Source organism: Streptomyces sp. NPDC001194 (assembly GCF_042896985.1).
In the GTDB taxonomy this organism is placed as follows: Bacteria; Actinomycetota; Actinomycetes; order Streptomycetales; family Streptomycetaceae; genus Streptomyces.
The window spans coordinates 425,273-445,405 of sequence record NZ_JBIAXU010000001.1; the positions used below are offsets into that span (position 1 = coordinate 425,273).

At 71.7% G+C, this 20,133-nt stretch carries 23 protein-coding genes; 3 read left to right on the forward strand and 20 right to left on the reverse strand.

Going from position 1 to position 20,133, the window contains the following annotated elements:
* Positions 1-115: 115 nt before the first annotated feature.
* The 4 genes from ACFY1T_RS01995 to ACFY1T_RS02010 all read right to left on the reverse strand — a co-directional run bounded on the left by ACFY1T_RS01995 (position 116) and on the right by ACFY1T_RS02010 (position 4,143).
* Positions 116-742: a hypothetical protein gene (locus ACFY1T_RS01995; RefSeq protein WP_030867357.1), complete on the reverse strand. Its 627-nt coding sequence runs from the start codon at positions 740-742 to the stop codon at positions 116-118.
* Between the two features lie 180 nt (positions 743-922).
* On the reverse strand, positions 923-1,243 hold the full coding sequence (locus ACFY1T_RS02000; RefSeq protein WP_390786946.1) for a nuclear transport factor 2 family protein: 321 nt from the start codon (positions 1,241-1,243) through the stop codon (positions 923-925).
* A gap of 172 nt (positions 1,244-1,415) precedes the next feature.
* Positions 1,416-2,258: a polysaccharide deacetylase family protein gene (locus ACFY1T_RS02005; protein WP_390786947.1), complete on the reverse strand. Its 843-nt coding sequence runs from the start codon at positions 2,256-2,258 to the stop codon at positions 1,416-1,418.
* Positions 2,259-2,559: 301 nt separating this feature from the next.
* Complete coding sequence (locus ACFY1T_RS02010; RefSeq protein WP_390786575.1) at positions 2,560-4,143, reverse strand: MDR family MFS transporter; 1,584 nt, start codon at positions 4,141-4,143, stop codon at positions 2,560-2,562.
* A 118-nt stretch (positions 4,144-4,261) separates the two neighbouring features.
* Here ACFY1T_RS02010 and ACFY1T_RS02015 point away from each other — a divergent pair, with 118 nt between their 5' ends.
* A complete protein-coding gene (locus ACFY1T_RS02015; protein WP_390786576.1) occupies positions 4,262-4,840 on the forward strand; it encodes a TetR/AcrR family transcriptional regulator in 579 nt (192 codons plus the stop codon).
* Here the strand turns inward: ACFY1T_RS02015 and ACFY1T_RS02020 are convergent.
* The gene (locus ACFY1T_RS02020; RefSeq protein ID WP_390786577.1) at positions 4,815-5,741 is read right to left on the reverse strand and encodes an alpha/beta fold hydrolase; all 927 of its coding nucleotides are present in this window, start codon (positions 5,739-5,741) and stop codon (positions 4,815-4,817) included. The genes ACFY1T_RS02015 and ACFY1T_RS02020 overlap by 26 nt on opposite strands.
* A 70-nt stretch (positions 5,742-5,811) precedes the next feature.
* Positions 5,812-6,237: a DUF1348 family protein gene (locus tag ACFY1T_RS02025; protein ID WP_390786578.1), complete on the reverse strand. Its 426-nt coding sequence runs from the start codon at positions 6,235-6,237 to the stop codon at positions 5,812-5,814.
* Positions 6,238-6,349: 112 nt separating this feature from the next.
* On the opposite strand from ACFY1T_RS02025, the gene ACFY1T_RS02030 reads away from it, so the two are divergent.
* Complete coding sequence (locus tag ACFY1T_RS02030; RefSeq protein ID WP_390786579.1) at positions 6,350-6,901, forward strand: TetR/AcrR family transcriptional regulator; 552 nt, start codon at positions 6,350-6,352, stop codon at positions 6,899-6,901.
* On the opposite strand, the gene ACFY1T_RS02035 is transcribed toward ACFY1T_RS02030, so the two are convergent.
* The 14 genes from ACFY1T_RS02035 to ACFY1T_RS02100 form a co-directional block, all read right to left on the reverse strand.
* Entirely contained in the window at positions 6,898-7,545 is a 648-nt protein-coding gene (locus ACFY1T_RS02035) for an OmpA family protein (protein ID WP_390786948.1), read from the reverse strand. The genes ACFY1T_RS02030 and ACFY1T_RS02035 overlap by 4 nt on opposite strands.
* Positions 7,546-7,550: 5 nt before the next feature.
* Entirely contained in the window at positions 7,551-8,135 is a 585-nt protein-coding gene (locus ACFY1T_RS02040; RefSeq protein WP_390786580.1) for a hypothetical protein, read from the reverse strand.
* Between the two features lie 30 nt (positions 8,136-8,165).
* Entirely contained in the window at positions 8,166-8,807 is a 642-nt protein-coding gene (locus ACFY1T_RS02045; RefSeq protein WP_390786581.1) for a pilus assembly protein TadG-related protein, read from the reverse strand.
* Positions 8,804-9,004, reverse strand: a complete 201-nt coding sequence (locus ACFY1T_RS02050; protein WP_390786582.1) for a hypothetical protein — start codon at positions 9,002-9,004, stop codon at positions 8,804-8,806. The genes ACFY1T_RS02045 and ACFY1T_RS02050 overlap by 4 nt, the downstream gene beginning before the upstream one ends.
* A 110-nt stretch (positions 9,005-9,114) precedes the next feature.
* Positions 9,115-9,801 (reverse strand): response regulator, encoded by a 687-nt coding sequence (locus ACFY1T_RS02055; protein WP_390786583.1) that lies wholly within the window; start codon positions 9,799-9,801, stop codon positions 9,115-9,117.
* The gene (locus ACFY1T_RS02060; protein WP_390786584.1) at positions 9,798-11,018 is read right to left on the reverse strand and encodes a sensor histidine kinase; all 1,221 of its coding nucleotides are present in this window, start codon (positions 11,016-11,018) and stop codon (positions 9,798-9,800) included. The genes ACFY1T_RS02055 and ACFY1T_RS02060 overlap by 4 nt, the downstream gene beginning before the upstream one ends.
* A 1-nt stretch (position 11,019) precedes the next feature.
* The gene (locus ACFY1T_RS02065) at positions 11,020-11,913 is read right to left on the reverse strand and encodes a DUF5936 domain-containing protein (protein ID WP_390786585.1); all 894 of its coding nucleotides are present in this window, start codon (positions 11,911-11,913) and stop codon (positions 11,020-11,022) included.
* Positions 11,914-11,929: 16 nt separating this feature from the next.
* Entirely contained in the window at positions 11,930-12,868 is a 939-nt protein-coding gene (locus ACFY1T_RS02070) for a type II secretion system F family protein (protein ID WP_390786586.1), read from the reverse strand.
* Positions 12,865-14,211, reverse strand: a complete 1,347-nt coding sequence (locus ACFY1T_RS02075) for a CpaF family protein (RefSeq protein ID WP_390786587.1) — start codon at positions 14,209-14,211, stop codon at positions 12,865-12,867. Before ACFY1T_RS02075 ends, ACFY1T_RS02070 begins: the two co-directional genes overlap by 4 nt.
* A gap of 7 nt (positions 14,212-14,218) precedes the next feature.
* Complete coding sequence (locus ACFY1T_RS02080) at positions 14,219-14,578, reverse strand: TadE/TadG family type IV pilus assembly protein (protein ID WP_390786588.1); 360 nt, start codon at positions 14,576-14,578, stop codon at positions 14,219-14,221.
* A 1-nt stretch (position 14,579) separates the two neighbouring features.
* Positions 14,580-14,957, reverse strand: coding sequence for a TadE/TadG family type IV pilus assembly protein (locus tag ACFY1T_RS02085; RefSeq protein ID WP_390786589.1), 378 nt, complete (start codon positions 14,955-14,957; stop codon positions 14,580-14,582).
* 3 nt (positions 14,958-14,960) lie between these two features.
* On the reverse strand, positions 14,961-16,238 hold the full coding sequence (locus ACFY1T_RS02090) for a CpaE family protein (RefSeq protein ID WP_390786590.1): 1,278 nt from the start codon (positions 16,236-16,238) through the stop codon (positions 14,961-14,963).
* 7 nt (positions 16,239-16,245) lie between these two features.
* Positions 16,246-16,947 (reverse strand): Flp pilus assembly protein CpaB, encoded by a 702-nt coding sequence (gene cpaB, locus ACFY1T_RS02095; protein WP_390786591.1) that lies wholly within the window; start codon positions 16,945-16,947, stop codon positions 16,246-16,248.
* Positions 16,948-16,986: 39 nt separating this feature from the next.
* Entirely contained in the window at positions 16,987-17,904 is a 918-nt protein-coding gene (locus ACFY1T_RS02100; RefSeq protein ID WP_390786592.1) for a hypothetical protein, read from the reverse strand.
* 382 nt (positions 17,905-18,286) lie between these two features.
* On the opposite strand from ACFY1T_RS02100, the gene ACFY1T_RS02105 reads away from it, so the two are divergent.
* Complete coding sequence (locus ACFY1T_RS02105; protein ID WP_390786593.1) at positions 18,287-19,981, forward strand: chitinase; 1,695 nt, start codon at positions 18,287-18,289, stop codon at positions 19,979-19,981.
* Positions 19,982-20,133 lie beyond the last annotated feature (152 nt).

The following is a 20,133-nucleotide window of genomic DNA, read 5'->3' on the forward strand; positions in this document are numbered from 1 at the left end:
TGGCTGCCACGGCTCTTGATCAAAGGCCTCGGACCAGTCGCCGCCGACCACCCACAAGGTGCGCGGGGCGGCCGGCCCTCTCCCTCGTCACCCCTCCCCCGCCTCCGCCTCCGGGTCAGACCTTGCCGTTCTCCCCCGAGAACGCCGTCCGGTACTGCTCACAGCCGGAATCCCAGCGCAGCGTTCCCGTGAGCGTCCCGTAGCCCGAGCGCGTGACCGACCACTCCACCGTGTACTCGCCCGTGTCGCAGGCGATCCGCTTGCCGCCCGGGACCCTGGCCCGCCCCGTCGCCGGCCGGTCCGCCAGCTCCTGGTGCACCTCGACCGCCTTGGCGTGGTCCGACGAGCGCCGCAGTACGGCGTGCACGACGATCGGGTGCTTGCCGTCCTTGGTGGTCACGGCCTTCTTCACCAGCGCCGAGTCCGACACCGCCCAGCCGAAGTCGAACGACGGCTGCCACGCGAGGGTCTTGGGGTCGGCGACACGGCGCTCGTAGTCGGGGGCACCCGAGGGACCGGGGCGGGTGACGGTCTTGTACTGCACCCCGGGGTAGAGGCGGAACTGCCCTTCCACCTTGTGCATCTCGTCCTTGGTCCACTGCGACTTCATCGTCTTCTCGCCGCCGGCCGGGTCCTGGAGGTACCCGCCGTCCGCGGCGGTGGCGGCGGCCTGGCCGAGGGCCGGGGCGAGGGCCGCAGCGGCGGCGGCGAGGGCGAGAACGGCGGTACGGGTGCGCTTCATGCCCGGTCCAACGGGGGCCCTCGGCGGGCCGGAACGAGGCCGGGCGCGCTTTCACCCGTACGGGATCCCGGCGACGGACGTCCGGCGGCCGCGCGGCCGCCGGGCCCGGTCGGGGCCGCCCCGGGGAACGGACCCCGGGGCGGCGGTGGTGCCGGTGGTGCCGGGGGCGGCCGCGGCGGCTCAGGCCTGGCCCGTCTCGAAGCGGCTGACGCGGCCGCCGTCGGTGACGAACCGCCAGGCGGTGCGCATCTCGCCCCACGTGTCGTTGCGGTAGTCGACGATGAGGGAGAGGCCGCCGTCGGACTCCTTCTCGACGTCCATGTGCCCGTCGGAGGAGAAGATCTCCTTGTCGGCCCACTGGGCGATGTCGCGGTCCGAGCCGTCGTCGGACATCGTGGCGCCGGGGGTGAGGACGGCCTCGAAGGCACTCCGGTCGCCCGCGTTGACGGCCTCGACGAAGGCGCGGACGGCGGGGTCGGTCAGCTGGTCCGGTGGGATCACGGGGGCCTCCTGGGCGGTCGTACGGGCCTTCCCGTACGGGGCTTTCCGTACGCGGGCCGCGCGCGGCTCCGTGCGGGCCGCGCGCAGGTCGCGCCGGTTCTGTGCGCGACCAGGGAACACCGCGGGCGGCGCCGGGGCGGCGACCTTCACCCGTTCGCCGCCGGACGGCGTGTCAGGAACCGTCCGGGGCCGTGCGGACGGGGAATCCGGTGGGGCGGCCCCGGTCCTTCAGCCAGGCCAGCACCTGGTCGAGGGCCTCGACGGTCTGGGCGCGGTTGCCGCCGCCGTCGTGGAAGAGGACGGTCGGGCCGTTGCCTATCTCGCTCTTGAACGCGTTGACGATGGCGGCGACGCCCGGCCTCCCGAAGTCCTTGGTGTCGACGTTCCACCCGAGCGGGCGCATGCCGTTGGCGGCGGCGATGCGGCGGCTGTCGGGGGTGAACGCGCCGCCGGGGGCGCGGTAGTACTGCACCTCGGCGCCGCCGCCCGCCGCGTCCTCGATCATCTTCTTCGCGTCGAGGATCTGCCGCTCCTGGTAGGCGACGGGCTTCTTGTCCATGGCCGTGTCGTGGTCCGCGGTGTGGTCGCAGAGCCGGTGGCCGGCCGCGACGACGCGCTTGACGAGGTCGGGGTGGGCCTTGGCCTGCGGTCCGACCATGCAGAAGGTCGCCTTCACGTCGTACTTCTTCAGTACGCCGAGGACCTTGGGGGTCCACTGGGGGTCCGGGCCGTCGTCGATGGTGATGTTGACGGCGTCGCCCCCGCTCTCGGAGGCGTGGGCTATGCCGTCGGGTATGCGCGACTGCGGCGCGCCGCCCGCGCCCCGGCCGCCGCCCTTCGCCCCGTCGTCGGGGGCGCCGGTTCGGCGTGCCACGTTCTCGTGCGCGGGCTGCCGTCCCGTCCCGTGCCCCGGTCCGACGAGGGCGGCCGCTCCCCACACCGTCCCGGCCACCGCGACGGCCGCCGCCACGACGACCGCCCCACCTCGGATGCCCTGCCTGTTCCCGCGCGCCATGAAGCCCATGAACCCGTCCCCTCCCCGTCCGTGTCTGCGTGCGCCCTGCCTTCCAGGACGACCCTCGAACGGGACGGGTTCCCGCCAATTCCCCCATAAAATCCAGCTAACAGGACCTTGGTGCTTGATCGTCCCGATTTAGGCCCCACGGGAAACAGGACGGAACCGGGCCAACCTCCCCTGCATCACCGGCACTCACCCACCCCACGGGCAACGGCTTCAGCCCATGAAAAAACCCGGCCCCGGCGGAAGGACCCGCCGGGGCCGGGCCGGTGCGAGTGAACCGGGTGGTTCCGGAGCGTCAGTGGGCGAGGGACTCCGCCGGAGCCTGCGCCGCGTTGCCGTCGCCGTCGCCCTTGGCCGGACCCGCGCCCCGCAGCGGGACCTCCTTGACGAACCAGGCCGCCACGAAGCCCAGTACGGCGACGCCCGCACCGAGGAGGAACGCCGAGTGCGTACCGGCGGCGACCGCGTGCTGGTAGGCCTCGCGGATCGTCGGCTCCAGCTTGGCCAGGCTGGCCGCGTCGAGCTGGGCGGAGCCCGCGGCGTGGGCGGCACCCGGGCCGAGGCGGTCGGTCATGGTCTGGGTGACCTGGCTGGTGAACAGCGAGCCCATCAGGGCCACGCCGAACGAGCCGCCGAGCGTACGGAAGAGGGTGGCCGAGGAGGACGCGACGCCCATGTCCTTCATGTCCACGCTGTTCTGCGCGACCAGCATGGTGATCTGCATCAGGAAGCCGAGGCCGGCGCCGAGGACGGCCATGTAGACGCCGGACATCAGGCGGGTGGTGTCGGTGTCCATCTGCGCGAGCAGGAAGAGCCCCACGACCATGAGCGCGCCGCCCACGATCGGGAAGATCTTGTACTTGCCGCTGCTCGTGGTGACGCGGCCCGCGATCAGCGAGACGACCATCATCGACAGCAGCATCGGCAGGAGCAGCAGGCCGGAGTTGGTGGCGGAGGCGCCCTGGACCGACTGCTGGAAGAGCGGGAGGTAGAGCACGCCGCCGAACATCGCGAAGCCGACGAGGAAGCCGATGACCGACATGAGCGTGAAGTTGCGGCTGCGGAAGATGTGCAGCGGCATGACGGGCTCGGCGGCCTTGGTCTCGGCGAAGAGGAAGGCGGCGATGGACACGACGCCGACGACGATCAGGCCGATGATCTGGCCGGAGCCCCAGGCGTACTCGGTGCCCCCCCAGGTCGTGACGAGCACGGTGGAGGTGATGGCGACGGTCAGGAGGGCCGCGCCCAGGTAGTCGATCTTCGGCCGCTGACCCCCGGCCTTCTTCGGCAGGTGCAGGACGGCGGTGACCATCGCGAGCGCGACGGCGCCCAGCGGCAGGTTGATGTAGAAGGACCAGCGCCAGCCCAGGTGGTCGGTGATGGTGCCGCCGACCAGCGGTCCGCCGATCATGGCGAGGGCCATCACGCCGGCCATCATGCCCTGGTACTTGCCGCGCTCACGGGGCGGGATCAGGTCGCCGATGATCGCCATGACGCCGACCATCAGACCGCCGGCACCGAGGCCCTGGACGGCACGGAAGCCGATCAGCTGGGCCATGTCCTGGGCCATGCCGCTGAGTGCGGAGCCGATCAGGAAGATCACGATGGAGGTGAGGAAGGAGCCCTTCCGCCCGTACATGTCGCCGATCTTCCCCCAGATGGGAGTGGAGGCGGCGGTGGCGAGGGTGTACGCGGTGACCACCCAGGAGAGGTGCTCCAGGCCGCCGAGCTCGCCGACGATCGTCGGCATCGCGGTACCGATGATCATGTTGTCGAGCATGGCCAGCAGCATTGCGATCATGAGAGCCATGAGGACGACACGGACGCTGCGCGGCTTCACCTCCTCGGAGATCTCCGCCGCTTTTATGTTTTCAGCCATGTCACTCCCCGTTTACCCATGTGCTCCAGGCCCTTACTTGCCGCCCGGCTAGTTCACTACACTGGGGAAGGTAGACCCGTCACTAGCCGGGCGTCAAGTAAGTAGTTTGAGGAGAGCCATGTCCAGCAGCAGTCCGCAGGCGCGCCGCGGCAACACGCGTCAGCGCATCCAGGACGTCGCACTGGAGCTCTTCGCCGAGCAGGGGTACGAGAAGACGTCGCTGCGCGAGATCGCGGAGCGGCTGGAGGTCACGAAGGCGGCGCTGTACTACCACTTCAAGACCAAGGAAGACATCATCATCAGCGTCTTCGAGGACCTGACCAGGCCGATCGACGAGCTGATCGACTGGGCGGAGCAGCAGCCCCGGACGCTGGAGATGAAGCGCGAGGTGCTGCGCCGCTACAGCGAGGCGATGGCGGCGGGCGCGCCGCTGTACCGCTTCATGCAGGAGAACCAGGCGACGATGCGGGAGCTGAGCATCGGCGAGACGGTGAAGCGCCGGCTGTTCACGCTCGTGGAGCTGCTGCGCACGGAGGACGGGCCGCTGGCGGACCAGGTGCGGTGCGTGAGCGCGCTGTTCACCCTGCACGCGGGGATGATGTTCCTCCAGCACGTGGAGGGCGACCCGGAGGAAACCCGCCAGGCGGCGCTGGAGGTCGCGACGGACCTCATCACCCAGGCTCACCAGGCGTCGTGAGCCGGCGCGAGGCCGGGGGCCGCACCGCCGACGACGCCGACGCCGACGCCGACGCCGATGTCGGCGCCGACGCCGACGCCGACGCCGACGACCGGATGAACGCCGTGAGGTCGTCGGCGTAGCGGTCCGGGTGGGTCAGGTGGGGGACGTGGCCGTCGCCGACCAGCGTGCGCATGCGGGCCCGGCCGCCGAGCGCGGTCGCGAGCTTGCCGACGATCACCGGGAACCACGGCGGGCTCTCGCTGCCGAAGGTCAGCAGCGCGGGGCCCGGGAAGCCGTCGAGGCGCGCGACGTCCAGGCGGGCCCAGTCCGGGTCGCCGTGTTCGTCGGCGAACGTGGGGGCGTTGGCGGTGATCGTCCGGCGGAACCGCTCCGGCAGCTGCTCCCAGCCGCCCGGGCCCACGGCGACCTCGTCCACGAACCGCTGCGCACCCACCCGGTCCTCGCCCGCGCGCAGGGCCGCGAGGACGCCGTCGAGGGCGGCCTCCATGGCCTGCAGCACGGGGCGGAGCTGCCGGTCCCCGTCGCCCACGATGTCCATGAGCGGCGGCTCGTGCGCGCTCAGGCTGCGCAGCAGCTCGGGCCGGCGGGTGGCGAGGCCGAGGGCGGTGGAGGCGCCGAAGGAGTTCGCGGCCACGTGGGCCGGGGCGCCGAGGAGCTCGATGAGCGACGCGAGGTCGTCCTCGTCCTGGCGCCGGCTGCCCTGGCCCGGCGGGCGCTCGCTGCGGCTGTGGCCCCGGCGGTCGTAGACCAGTACGCGGAACGACCGCGCGAGGCGGGGTACGACGCGCTGCCAGGTCTCGTGGTCCACCCACGAGCCGTGGACGAGGACCAGGGGCTCGCCCTCGCCCACGACCTCGTAGTAGAGGTCCACGCCGTTCACGCGAGCCCGTCCCGTCATGCCGCGTCTCCTCACAGGGGGGTGAGCGATCGCGCAGACACATACCGCGGGGCGCGGGACGGCACACCTGTCAGCCGAGGCGGCGCTCCGCGGCGGTGATCGGGATGTCGTTGATGCTCGCCTCGCGGCGGCGCATCAGCCCGTTGCCGTCGAACTCCCACTGCTCGTTGCCGTGGCTGCGCCACCACTGGCCGCGGGCGTCGTGCCACTCGTACTCGAAGCGGACGGAGATGCGGTTGCCGGTGTAGGCCCACAGCTCCTTGCGGAGCCGGTAGTCGAGCTCGCGCTCCCACTTCTCGGCGAGGAACTCCCGGATCTCTTCGCGGCCGCTGAGGAAGCGGTCGCGGTTACGCCAGAACGAGTCCTCGGTGTAGGCGAGGGCGACGCGCTCGGGGTCGCGGCTGTTCCAGGCGTCCTCGGCGGCCTGGACTTTGGCGCGGGCCGATTCCTCGGTGAAGGGGGGCAGGGGCGGGCGTACGGCGGGGGTGTCGGTCATGACGGTCACCTCGGTGGGCGGCGGAGAGTGGGACGAAGGTGGAGAACGGCCGTTCTCAGACCTTAGAGAACGACCGTTCTCAACGCAAGCGATCCTGGGCTACGCTGCCCCCATGGACGATGACGAGGCCCGGACCCGGCTGCTGGACGCGGCGGAGGCGCTGTTCTACGCCGAGGGCATCCAGGCCGTCGGCATGGACCGCATCCGCACGGAGTCGGGCGTACCGCTCAAGCGGCTCTACAAGGTGTTCCCGGCCAAGGAGGCCCTGGTCACGGCCTACCTCGAGCGTCGCGACCGGCGGTGGACGGCTGGTCTGCGGGGCGCGATGGCCGGGGCCGCGGACCCGGTCGGGGCGGTCTTCGAGTGGCTGGCCGCATGGTTCTCGGAGCCGGGCTTCCGGGGGTGCGCGTTCCTGAACGCGTACGGGGAGCTGGGCACCGGCCCCGCCGCCGTGCTGGACGTCGTACGCCGCCACAAGGCGGAGCTGCGGGAGCTGCTGGCGGAGGCCGCCGGGCCGGGGCGCGAGGAGCTGGCGGACCAGCTGCTGATCCTGGTCGAGGGTGCGACCGTGGTGGCGGCCCTGGACCCCGGCCCGGATCCGGCCCGCCGGGCCGGCGAGGCGGCGGCCGCGCTCCTCGCCCGGGCGGGCGCGGGCGCGCGCTAGTTGCCGCCGGCGGGGGCGCTGCGGGGGAAGGTGATCTCGACGCGGCGGTTCTTCTTGCGGCCTTCCTCGGTGCCGTTGTCGGCGATGGGGTAGTCCTCGCTGTAGCCGCGCACGTCGTAGATGACGCCGGGGCTGGTGACGGTCTTGGCGAGCTCGGCCTGAACGGCGTCGGCGCGCTGCTTGGACAGCTCCTTGCCGTGCTCGTAGCTGCCCTGGTCGTCGGTGAACCCGAAGACCCGGACGCGGGTCGCCTTCTGCGTGTTGATCTCGTTGGCGATGGCCTGTATCCGGGCGGCCGCCTGGGCGTTGAAGACGGCGCTGTTCTCGGGGAAGAGCACCTCGGACTGCAGGGCCATCATGACGGTCTGATTGGTCTCCTGCCGCCGCTGCTCACCGCCGAGGTCCTCGACGACCTCGGCGATGTCCAGCACCTTGATCGGAGCCAGGGTTCCCCCTTGGGGGATCTTCAGGCCGGGCGAGTTCGAGTCGATGGGCACGGGCGCGGAGGCCGACGGCTCGGTGCCCGGGGGCACGGAGGGCTTGACCCCGTCGGCGTGGGCGCTCGTCGCGCCGATGAAGTGGGCCCCGGCGATGACGAGGCCGACGACGGCTGTGGATGCGGAGACGCGGTGGCGTTTATTCATGGGGGTCACCCGGAGATTTTGATGGTGGCCGTTGCGAAGGTGGGGAGGTTGAACTCAACCTCTGCAGTGTTCGTCGGGGGCGCGGGGAACTGGACGAAGAACGGCATCGACTTGCCCGCTCCGATCGAGTTCACGCCTGTGGTGCACAGACACCGTCCTTCGGTGTCACGCAGCACGTAGTAGCGCTTCTTGCCTGCCTTGTCGACCAGCGTGGCCCCCGCGACCGACTCGCCGCTGCCCGTGAGCTCGTTGCCGCGCCATGCCGTGGTGTGGCTGAAGTCCTTGTCGCCATTGTTCTTGAACTGACCGCTCACCGTGAGGAAGCCGCCGGCATCGCGCTTGGCCTCATTGACTTCGAGGACGACCCCGTCCTCCCCGGCTGCCGTCGCGATCACTGCGGGTGGGGCTGAACTCTGGTTCCCGGCCGACGGATCCTGCGAGGTGCCCCCTGCCGGTTTCGGGGCGGAGGAGCTTTGCGCACCTGACGGCTTGTCGTCACTGCCGCCGCATCCGGCCAACGTGAGGGCCAAGACCGCCGCAACCGCAACGGCCGCTCCCCCGCGGACCTGCACCCTGTGCCGCATGCTCATCTACGCCGTTTCCTTGTCTCTCGTTCGCTGTCAGTCGACCAGTCGCACACTGAAGAGTGTTCTCGTCAGCCGGGACAACGAGCCTGGTTTCGCCGGATCCAACGTGAGGGTCTTCCCACTGCACACGAAGGTGACACTCCCCGCCCCGGGCGAGGGAGATGGGCTCGGTGTCGGTCCCGGTGTGGTCGTGGGCGTGGGAGCCGGGGTGGGAGCCGACCGCAGAGCGCACCGCGGTTCGATCAGGGCCGTGGCCGTGGCTTTGCCCTTCATCCCGCCGGCACCGGGCACGACCGAATTTCCGACTGTGCCATTGGTCGTGACCTTGACCGTGAACCTGGGCAGGGCCGGTTCGCACTCCGCCTGGGCGTCGTTCAAGGTGGCGAAGTCGACGGCCTTGCCGCATGCGCCCTTCCCGTTGAGGAGATCGCCATTGACGATCTTCTCCCAGTCGGCGGGCGTGAGGCTGAGCAGGTCAAGGCCCAGGAATACGTTGTCCCTCGCTTCGCGCGCGGCAGCGAGCGCCCCGGCATCCGCCGCGCCCTGGGCATTGCTGCGTGTCGCACCGGCCATGCCGACCGCGAAGAACGCCAACGCGGCGAAGAGCAGGCCGGCGATCACCACGACGTAAATGGGGAAGGCCTGCCCTCGATCACCGCGTCGGGTTGGAGTCACTTGCCCGCTGTGATGGCGGTGATCTGATCCTTGATCTTGTTGGTGATGCTCTGGCCGATGCCCGTGCCGACGATCGCGCCGATGATGACCACCACCACCAGGATGATGCCCAGGTATTCGAAGGCCGTCTGGCCCCGGTCCCGGTTGGCCTTCGTTCCGTACCGGTGCCGCATCCTCGCCAGGGTGTTCTGCAACATGGGGGTTTCCTCCCGGGCCGGTGACGCTGTTGGTTTGCGGACCGTACGGGGAGTCACCGGCGATAACCAAGGGTCCCGGGGCCCAATTACGGACCCACTGCGCACTCCGTCTACCCATGGCCGCTCACCCCTGGACGGGCGGTTCCCAGCCAGCGCGCTATCGCCTCGCTGCGGCTCGTGCTCTGGAGCTTCGCGAAGATGCGGTTGATGTGGTTCTTCACCGTCTTCTCGCTGATGAAGCAGGTGGCCGCGATCTGCTGGTTGCTCATCCCGGACGCGATCAGATCCATGATCTCCACCTCCCTCGAACTCAGGCCGAAGAGAACCGAGTTGTGAAGCCTCTCAGGAGAGCGTGCCACATTTCGTTGCGGTTGCGAAGAGGTCCGGAGTTCCGCGAGGAGGGCGCTCGCCGCCGTCGCCGTGAAGTGGGCGCGGCCCTCGCGCACGTCGCGGACCGCGCGGAGCAGGTCCTCCGGGGTGAATTCGCCGTGGACCAGGTAGCCGCCCGCGCCCAGCAGGAGCGCTTCTCGGACCACCTCCGACTCCCGGCTGTACGTCAGCATCAGTACGGGCGCCAGCTGTACGAGGTGCGGCAGGGCCGAGATGCCGTCGACGCCCGGCATGCGCACGTCCAGCAGGATCACGTCCGGGGCGTGCCGGCGGGTCAGGCCCAGGGCTTCGCGGCCGTCGGCCGCCTGGGCGGCGACCTCCATGTCCTCCGCCGTCGCCAGCAGTGCGGCGAGGCCCGCCCGCACCACCGGGTTGTCGTCTGCGATCAGGACGCGGAGCGGCTTCACGGGCCCCCCTCCGGGGTCGGTGCCGTGAGCGGGAGGTCCAGTCGGACCACCGTCCCCGGGCCGGACCGGCCGGGGCCGGACCGCCCGGGGCCGATGTGCAGGCGGGCTCCGATCGCCGCCGCTCGTTCCGTCATGCCGAGGAGGCCGAAGCGGTCCCCGCGGTGCCGGGCGTCGGGCGGGAGGCCGCAGCCGTCGTCCTCGACGGTCAGGGTGAGGGCGTCGGCGCCCGCCTCCGCCTCGACCCGTACGCACGAGGCCCCCGCGTGGCGGCGGGCGTTCTCCAGGGCCTCCGAGGTGATGGACAGGACGTGGTGCGCCACCGCGCAGGGGAACGGCGGGAGGACCCCCCGCGTGCGGAACTCCGCGTCCGCGGCGGTGGCCAGGCGGCGGAGTTCGTCCGACAGCGAGACCCCCGGCGCCTGCGCCTCCCGGCGCAGGTCCGTCAGGAGCGCCCGGGACTCCGCCGCCGCCGCGCGGGCCGCGCCGGAGAGGAAGGCGGCCTGGCGGCGCAGGGCCGCCGGGTCCGTGGTGCGGGCGAGGGCGTCCGCCGCCAGGGCCAGGCCGTGCAGGGTCTTGGCCACCGAGTCGTGCATCTCGCGGGCCAGGTGGTCCCGTTCGGCGCGCACCGCCTCGGCCGCCGCCAGCCGGGCCCGGGTCTCCGTCAGGGCCTGGCTGGCCGCGCCGAAGCGGAAGAGGAGGTCCCGGAGCGAGGCTCCGGCCGCCCCCGCCAGCAGGCACAGCGCCGGCAGTGTCGGCCCGACGGCCACGGCGGCCACGGCCACCGCCGCCAGAGCCGCGTAGACCGCCGAGCCGCGCCACCCGTGGACCAGCCCGGCCAGCAGCGGTGTGCAGAGCACGGCGAAGCCGAGGGGGGATTCGGGCCGCGCCGTGACCATCAGCAGCACGCAGCACGCCAGGTCCGGGGCCAGCAGCCACCGGTGGCGCAGCAGCAGCGGCCCGAAGCGCTCCCAGTCGCGGAAGAGCACGTACGAGAGCATGAAGGTGAGCAGGACCGCGCCGCCCACGAGGTACGTCGGCCCGCCGGCGGCGGTGCGCCCCAGGGCCAGCGGCGCGCCCAGGCCGATCATCACCATGCGGAAGGCGAAGACCCGGCGGGAGAGCGCCTGCAGGGCGTTGGCCCGCAGGGCGGGGGAGGGTTCCCCCGCCGTCTTCCCGCGTACGGAGCGCCCCGCGAGGGGGATGTGGAGGACCGCCATGTCACCCGCCCCCGAGCAGCGCGCCGAAGTCGACGTCCGCGCCGTACACGAAGCCGCAGACCAGCAGGATCAGCGTTCCCGGCAGCATGAACATGGTCACCGCGAACGTGGCCTTCGGAACCGCCCGGGCCGCTCGGCGGCGGGCGTTCTGGGCATCCGTACGGCGCATGTCCTCGGCGATCGCGATCAGCGTGTCCACGATCGGCGAGCCCAGCTCCTCCCCCTGCAGGAGCGCCGTCACGAACTGCGCCACCTGCTCGGAGTCGTTGCGCCGCCGCAGCTCGTCGAAGGCCTGGCGGCGGCTGACGCCCATGTCCATCTGCTGCAGGGTGATCCGGATCTCGTCCGACCAGGGGCCGTCGTACTTGGCCGCCACGCGCTCCAGCGCCTGCCGGAAGCCGAGCCCCGCGCTCACCACGACAGCGAGCACGTCCAGGAAGTCCGGCAGGGTCCGCTCGATGTGGTCCCGGCGGACCCGGATCGCCGACCACAGGCCGACCTCGATCCAGAACAGGCCGAACGCGACCATCAGCAGGGCCGGTACGAGCTGCCCGTTGATCAGCATCGAGAAGGCGCCGAGCGCGCCCAGGAACCCGTACACGGCGCGCCGCGCCGCGTACCGGTCCATGGTCAGGCCCGCCGGATTGCCCGCCAGGTCGATCTGGCGGCGCTTGCGGGCGACCCGGTTCGGGCCCATCAGCCGCAGGACGAGCGGTGCCCAGCGGATGCCCAGCCGGTCGACGGCGGAGCCGACGGCCGTCGTACGGGTGGCGCCGACCTCGAGGGCGAGCGCGAGGTCGCTCGGCAGTTTGACGTCGGCGCGGTAGAGGCGGACGCCGTGGAAGACGCCGAAGACCGACACCCCCAGCAACAGGGCCAGCAGCAGAGCCGTCATGTCCGTCGTCGCCCCCTCACACGTCGATCTTCGAGAGCCGGCGGATCAGCACGAACCCGAGCGTGAACAGCCCGATGGCCACCAGCACCGCCGTCTGGCCGATGAAGGCGCCGGTCATCCGGTCCAGCGCGCCCGGCATCATCGCGTTCACCAGCAGCAGCGAACCGAGTCCGATCGCCGGCACCAGATAGGCCGTCACGGTCACCTGGGAGAGCTGGGTGCGGACCTCGCGCCGCGTCTCCTTGCGCTGCTCCAGCGTCACGGTCAGGTTGCGCAGGCTGCCGACGATCGCGCCGCCCGCCCGCGCGGACAGCACCAGCGTCGACACCAGTACGACCAGTTCCCGCGAGGGAAGCCGTTCGGCGATCTCGCCCAGCGACTCCTCGATGGAGTGGCCTACGGCGAGGCGGTCGGCGACCCGCGAGAGCTCCTCGCCCGCCGGGGCCTCCAGTTCCTCCGCCGCTATGGCGATGGCCGTACGCAGGGCCAGCCCGGCCTGGGTGGCGTTGGCGAGGATGCGGGCGAGCTCGGGCAGCTGGTTGATGAAGCGCTCGTTGCGGCGCGCCCGCTGCCAGTTGAGGAAGGCGTCGGCCGCCCACAGGCCGATCAGCGCGGCCACCGGGCCGAAGAACGGGGCCAGGAAGCTCGCCGCGACCAGCCACACCCCGGCGACGGACATCAGCACGTAGACGAAGAACTCGCCCGGGGTGAGGTCCAGGCCGGTCACGGCCAGCTTCAGCTCGATCCGCTTGCCGAGCGCGGTGCGGCGCAGGCGCCGGTCCACGCCGGAGAAGCGGCGCCTGCGGCCCGACCGCTCCGGCGCGCCGTCCGCGGCGAGGCGTTCGACGAGGGCGGCGCGCTGGGCGCGGCCGGCGGCGTACGCCTGGACGCCCGCGACCACGAGGACGCAGGCCAGCAGGGTGACGGCGAGGGTGAGGAGGATCAGTGGGTTCACAGGACGGTCCGGGTGATGCGGGTGGCGAGCTGGTCGTCGGACATGGCGACCCCGAAGGCCTGCGGGATCGGCTGGTTGTTCATGTAGAGGCGGTCCGCGATCCGGCGCGGCAGCGGGTAGTACTCGAAGTACCCGTGGACGCGCCCGTCGGCGCCCATCGGCTGGGCGGCGAACCGGCAGACGGTGGTGATGCGGAAGGGCTCGCGGCCGTGCGAGTCGAGGATGGCGATCTCGGTGAGGCGGCGCGAGCCGTCGCCGAACCGGGTCAGCTGGACGACCACGTTCACCGCGCTGTTGATCTGGTCCTGGAGGGCCTCGAAGGGGACCTCCACCTCGGACATGGAGGCGAGGGTCTGCAGGCGCATGAGCGCGTCCTCGGCGCTGTTCGCGTGGACGGTGGCGAGGGAGCCGTCGTGGCCGGTGGACATCGCCTGGAGCATGTCGAGGGTCTCGCCGCCGCGGACCTCGCCGACGATGATGCGGTCGGGGCGCATGCGCAGGGAGTTGCGTACGAGGTCGCGGATGGTGATCCGGCCCTTGCCCTCCACGTTCGCCGGGCGGGATTCGAGGCGGATGACGTGGGCCTGCTGGAGCTGGAGCTCCGCCGAGTCCTCGATGGTGATGATCCGCTCGCCCTCCGGGATCAGGCCGGAGAGGGCGTTGAGGAGCGTGGTCTTCCCGGTGCCGGTGGCCCCGGAGACGATGACGTTCATCTTCGCCTGGACCAGGCCGGACAGCAGCAGGAGCATCTGCTCGTCCAGCGAGCCGAGGCCGATCATCTCGTGCAGGGTGAACGCGCGCGGGAAGCGCCGGATCGTGAGCGTGGCCCCGGTCAGCGACAGCGGCGGGATGATCACGTTGACGCGCTCGCCACTGGGCAGGCGGGCGTCGACCATCGGATTCGCCTCGTCCACCCGGCGGTTGACGGTGGAGACGATGCGCTCGATGGTCTGCATCAGCTGCTCGTTGGAGGCGAAGCGCAGGGGCAGCTGCTCGACGCGGCCGGCGCGCTCGACGAAGATCTGGTCCGGTCCGTTGACCATGATCTCGGAGATCGAGGCGTCTTCGAGGAGCGGTTCGAGCACGCCGAGGCCGAGCGCCTCGTCCACGACCCGGCGGATCAGCTGCGCCCGCTCGACGGTGGACAGGACCGGGCCCTCGCGGCTGATGATGTGCCCGAGCACGCGCTCCAGCCGGGCCCGGCGCTCCGCGGGCGCGAGCGCGGACATCTCGGCGAGGTCGATCTCCTCGAGCAGCTTCGCCCGGTACGCGGAGACCAGCCGGCCGTCCTCGCGCGGACTGTACCGGTCGTCGGGGGTGTTGACGCGGGAACGCAGGCTCATGGTGCGGTCACCCCTTCGGATCGTCGTTGGGCATGACGGCCGTGCGTTCGGCCGTGTACGAGTCCAGGCCGGGCACGATCGACTTGACGGTGATGCGGGCCGTCGCCGTGACCGCGTCGGGCCCCGGGTCGACGTCGATCTGCGCGAGCGAGGCGAGGCCGGGCCGGATCGCCGCCTTGCCGGCCGCCGCCCCGCCCTCGCCCCTGCGGGCCTCCACCCGGGCGGCGGTGCGGGCGGCGGTGTCCGCCTGCTGCTCCACGTACGCGACCCAGCCGAGCTGGATCCCGCAGAGCGCGACGAACAGCAGGATCGGGATGAAGCCGATGTACTCCAGGGCCACTTGGCCCCGGTCCCGGTCTCGTCTCACCTCAGTCCTCCTCTTCCTTCGGGGAGCCGCCCTGGCCCGTGATCGGCGTACCGATGTCCAGGCCCGGGAAGAAGACCGGGACGCCCAGTTCCACCGTCGCCTTGTAGACGTCGCCCGACTCCCCGCAGCGCACGCGCATGTGCCAGGCGCCCCCGATGTGCCGGCCCGCGGCGGCCTCGCACGCCCCGTCCCCGTGCACCGCGCCCACCCGGGCCGCCTCGTCCGCCGCGTTGCCCGCCAGGGAGAACGCGTACCCGATCAGCACGCACTCCCACACCGCCGCCACGAGCAGCAGGATCAGCGGCACCATGCCGACGAACTCGAGCGCCACCTGGCCGCGATCGCCCCGGGCGCTCCCGACGGGTCTGCGCGCGGGCATCCGTCAGCCCTCCCGGCCGCGGCGCAGCCGCGCCACCGGGCCCGCGGCCCGTACGGCGAGGGCCGCGCCCGGGTGCCCCGCGCCGGCGGCTTCGGGCTCCCCCGCGGACGGGGCCGTCAGCAGGCCGAGTTCGCCGGCCAGCGTCCACAGCGCCTGCTTCACGCTGGAGCGGTTGTCGAGGTCCTGCACCCGGCCCGCGTCCACCACCGCCTGGAGCTCCTTGAAGGCCGCCGGGACTGGGGTCCGGGTGGCCCGCGTCTTGGTGATCTTCTCGATCAGCGAGGGCTGGATCTCCGTGTGCTTGCTCCAGCGGTTGACCACCATCGCGGTGTCCTCCGCCTTGCGGACCTGGAGCCGCTCCCACATCCGGACCAGCCGCTTGGCCGCCCGTACGCAGACCACGTCGGGCGTGGTGACCAGGACCGCGACGTCCGCCATCTCCACCGCGGCGGCGTTCGCGCCGGTCACCTGGGTGCCGCAGTCGATGACGACGAGCTCGTACCGGCTGCGCAGGGCGCCGACGATGTGCCGGGCGGCGCGTTCGTCGACCTCCTCGCCGCGCTCCCCCTCCGCCGGGGCCAGCAGCAGCGCGAGCCCCGTCCGGTCCTCGTACACCGCGTCCTGGAGCACGCGCGGGGAGATGTCGTGGATCCCGGCGAGGTCGGCGATCGAGCGCCGGAACTGCACGTCGAGGTAGGAGCCGACGTCGCCGGCCTGGAGGTCCATGTCGACGAGGGCCGTACGCCGTCCCGAGGCGGCCGCGGCCAGCGCGAACTGGACGGCGGTGAAGGTGGCGCCGACGCCGCCCTTGGCCCCGGTGACGGTGACCACCTTGCCGCCGGGGCCGGTGAACACGTCGGCTCCCCGGCCCAGGTGGCGGCGCACGCCCACGGACCACTGGGCGGCGGCCTGGACGCGGGCGGCGAGTTCCTCGTAGGCGAGCGGCAGCCCGATCAGCCCCCGTGCGCCCGAGTCCATGGCGGCGGAGAAGACGGCCGGTCCGGTGTCCGAGGACACCAGCACCACGCCCACGGCCGGGAAGCGGAGCGCGACCTCGCGGATGAGGTCGAGCGCGGGCACCGGGCCGATCCGCTCGTGGACGAGGACGACCTCGGGCAGTTCGTCGATGGACTCGGCGGCCAGCCGCCCCAGGGTGTCGAGCAGCGTGGTGGAGTCGGGGACCGGGGCGCCCGGCTCGGCGGCCGGCAGCTGGCTGAGGAGGGTGGAGATGGCGCGGGCGGCGTCCGGGTCGCCGGCCGCGGGGAGGATTCGGGTGGTCATCCGGGCCTCACTTGTCCCCGTCGAGGGTGTACGTACGGTCGCCCGGGCCGGGCGCGGAGTCGGTGCCGGGGGCCACCAGGGCCAGGCGTACGTGCTCCGCGAAGGACTCGGCGTACGCGACGCGCTGGGTGTCCTTGGTGTTCAGGGCGAAGGTGATCGGGACCGCCTCGGCGGGGCCCTTCTTGTCGCTGTCCTTGTCGAGGGCGGTGAGCTTGCCGACGTTCAGGACGCGGGCGTTGGCCACGATGATCACCGAGCGGGCGGGCTCGGTGTCCTTGGCGCCCTTGAAGGTGGCGATGATGTTGACCTTGGCCCCGGAGTAGATCTTGCCGGCCACCCCGGTCGCCGCGTCGATCATGATGGCGATCTCCTGCTCCCCGGCCTGGAGCTGCGGCTTGTCGACGAACATGTCCGACTGGAGCAGCGAGCCCCTGCGCAGGGTGGTGAGCGCGATCTTGTCCTTGAGCAGGCCGAGGTCGGTGACGGCGGTGTCGGACAGCCAGCGCCGGGGGATGGAGACTTCCTCGAACTGGCCCGCCGACAGCGGGCTGTACGGCGGGATGTCCCCCTTGGCGCGATAGGCGGTGACCTCTGCCCCGACCTTGGAATTGACGTCGCCGATCACCACGAGGACCCCGCCGAACGCCGCGAGGGCGCACAGGACCGACAGGAGCAGCAGGATGACGCCGCGGCGCTGGCGTGAGTTCATGGGCCGTACTACCTCGCCGTTCTTCGATCGTTCAGCCGGTCAGTGTCTTGGTCTGGGGGCGCCGGCGAAGGCCGACGGTGCGGTCCGGCCCCCGGTCTCGGCCGGCGGCGGGGCGGCCAGGGGCGCGGCGCAGAATCCGCAGCGGTCGCCGATGAGTTCGAGGCCGCACCAGTGGCACTCCTCCCGGCGGACGGAGGCGACCAGCTGGTAGAGCACAGACGGGTCGGGGATGGCGGCGGCGAACTCGACCAGCTTCGGCGTGGCCCACCAGGCGGGCGAGTCGGCCGGGAGCGGGTTCTCCATGACGCCCTGGACCCGCCAGGCGGGGGCCAGTTCGGCCGCCACCCAGTCGGAGGCGAGCTGGCCGCGCGCGAAGGTGAGGTGGGTGGCGTACGCGGGGCCGGGCGGCAGGGCGGAGCCCCCGGCGTGCGCGCCCCCGCCGCCGGAGCCGGACAGCTTGGCCAGGTACGGGGTCGGGTGGGCCAGTACGGCGAACTGCGCGCTCGGCGACCAGGAGCGGGCGTGCGCCTTGAGGCCGACCGGGACCCGGTCCAGTTTGGCCACGGAGCCGAGCAGGGCCCCGGCGTGGATGTAGTGGGACAGCAGCCGGGCGGCGGAGGCGATGACTCCGGGGCTGAAGTCGCAGACGCTGAGCTGGCGCAGCTGACGTACCAGCAGGGCCGTGGCCAGCGGGGGCAGATCGATGTCGACGAGGGCGATCCGGTCGGTCTCCAGGATGGCCCGCACGGTGTGCAGCCGCCGGACGGTCGCGGTCGGCAGCCAGGGCGGTACGACGGCCACGAGGTGGCCGTGGCGCTCCAGCAGGGCGCTCGTCTCGGCGAGGGCGCCGGCGAGGTCGATCCGTCCGGGCGGATGCAGGACGGCGGCCGGCGGCGTGTGCCGGTCGGGGGCCGGCAGCACCAGATCGGCGCTGGTGACGGCAATGGCGGTCGGCACGCGAATCCCCCTGTTCACCCCGTACGCCCCATACGTCGGCGCAGCCGTCGCGTACGCGCACCCCTGCGCGACCGCAAACAATCGGCGCCCTTCCCCCTTGCCCCAGCACCATATCCGCGTCGTCCCTGGCGGGGCAGGGCCTTGGTGATTCCCGTACTGGCGGCCCCGGTCACAGGTGGCGGGAAACCCGGACATCCGGGATCGGAGGGCCGATCAATTCAAGCCACATTGCAAAGAGTCTTGACAGGGGGATTGGTCTGGACCAACTTGGCCCCAACGCGGCGACGCGCCACCGGGGTTCCCCCCACCCACGACTCCGGCCGCGTTCGCTCACCAGTTCCACCTCCCCCTTCACATCCCCTTCTCCCCCCACGGAGACCACGTGAACCGCATACGCTCGCTCGCCCTCCTGGGCGCCGCCACCCTGACCGCAGGCGGCCTGACGGCCCTCGCGGCCGGCACCGCGCAGGCCGCCGACATCAACGTCGTACGCAACGGAGGCTTCGAGTCCGGTCTCGCCGACTGGACCTGCAGCTCCGGGAGCGGGGCCGTCGTCTCCTCGCCCGTCCACGCGGGGGCCGCCGCCCTCAAGGGCACCCCGGCGGGTCAGGACAGCGCGCAGTGCAGTCAGACCGTCAAGGTCAAGCCGAACTCGACGTACACGCTCAGCGAGCAGGTGCAGGGCTCGTACGTGTACCTCGGCGTGACCGGGACCGGCACGCAGGACGTGTCCACCTGGACCCCGGGCTCGGGCGGCGGCTGGCAGCAGCTCTCCACCACCTTCACCACGGGCGCGAGCACCACGCAGGTCACGGTGTGGACGCACGGCTGGTACGGGCAGCCCGCCTACGTCGTCGACGACTTCAGCGTCTTCGGCCCGGACGGGGGCGGCGGCACCGACCCCGGCCCGTCCGTCCCCGGCGCCCCGGGCGGGGCCGCCGTTTCCGGCCAGAGCGCGAACGGGCTCACCCTTTCGTGGAACGCGGTCAGCGGGGCGAGCGGCTATCACGTCTATCAGGACGGAGTCCGCGTCAAGACCGTGACCGGCTCCCCCGCCCAGATCACCGGGCTGACCGCCGCCACCTCGTACTCCTTCCAGGTGAGCGCCTACAACGCGGCGGGCGAGGGCCCCAGGTCGGCGGCGGTGACCGGCACGACGACCGGCGGCGGCAACCCGGACCCGAACCCGTCGGTGCCCAGGCACGCGCTGACCGGCTACTGGCAGAACTTCAACAACGGCGCGACCGTCCAGAAGATCTCCGACGTCCCGGCCCAGTACGACATCATCGCGGTCTCCTTCGCCGATGCCACGACCACGCCCGGGGCCATCGCCTTCAACCTCGACTCGGCCGGTCTCGGCGGCTACACGGTCGCCCAGTTCAAGGCCGACATCGCCGCGAAGAAGGCCGCCGGCAAGTCCGTCATCCTCTCCGTCGGCGGCGAGAAGGGCACCATCTCGGTGAACGACTCGACCTCCGCGAACAACCTGGCGAACTCGGCGTACGCGCTGATGCAGGAGTACGGCTTCAGCGGGATCGACATCGACCTGGAGAACGGACTCAACCCGACCTACATGACGCAGGCGCTGCGCTCGCTGTCCGCCAAGGCCGGCTCCTCGCTCGTCATCACGATGGCCCCGCAGACCATCGACATGCAGTCGACGTCGGGCGGCTACTTCAAGACGGCCCTGAACATCAAGGACATCCTGACCGTCGTCAACATGCAGTACTACAACAGCGGCTCGATGAACGGCTGCGACGGCAAGGTCTACTCGCAGGGCTCGGTGGACTTCCTCACCGCGCTGGCCTGCATCCAGCTGGAGGGCGGGCTCGACCCCTCGCAGGTGGGCATCGGCGTGCCGGCCTCACCGAGCGGCGCGGGCAGCGGGTACGTCTCCCCGACCATCGTGAACAACGCCCTGGACTGCCTGGCCAGGGGCACGAACTGCGGGTCGTTCAAGCCGTCCAGGACCTACCCGGGGCTGCGCGGCGCGATGACCTGGTCGACCAACTGGGACGCCAAGGCGGGTGGCGCTTGGTCCAACTCGGTGGGTCCGAAGGTTCACGCCCTGCCCTAGGCGGTACGTGTGGGGGTGGGCCGTCCCGGTGGGTGGCCGACCGGCGGGCCGCCATCGCGGCGGATCTGGCCGGAATGGAGTTCTTGACCGGGACATGCCAGAAGAGCACGCTGTGCGCGTCCGCACGGCTACCCCCACACTCCCACCCAGGA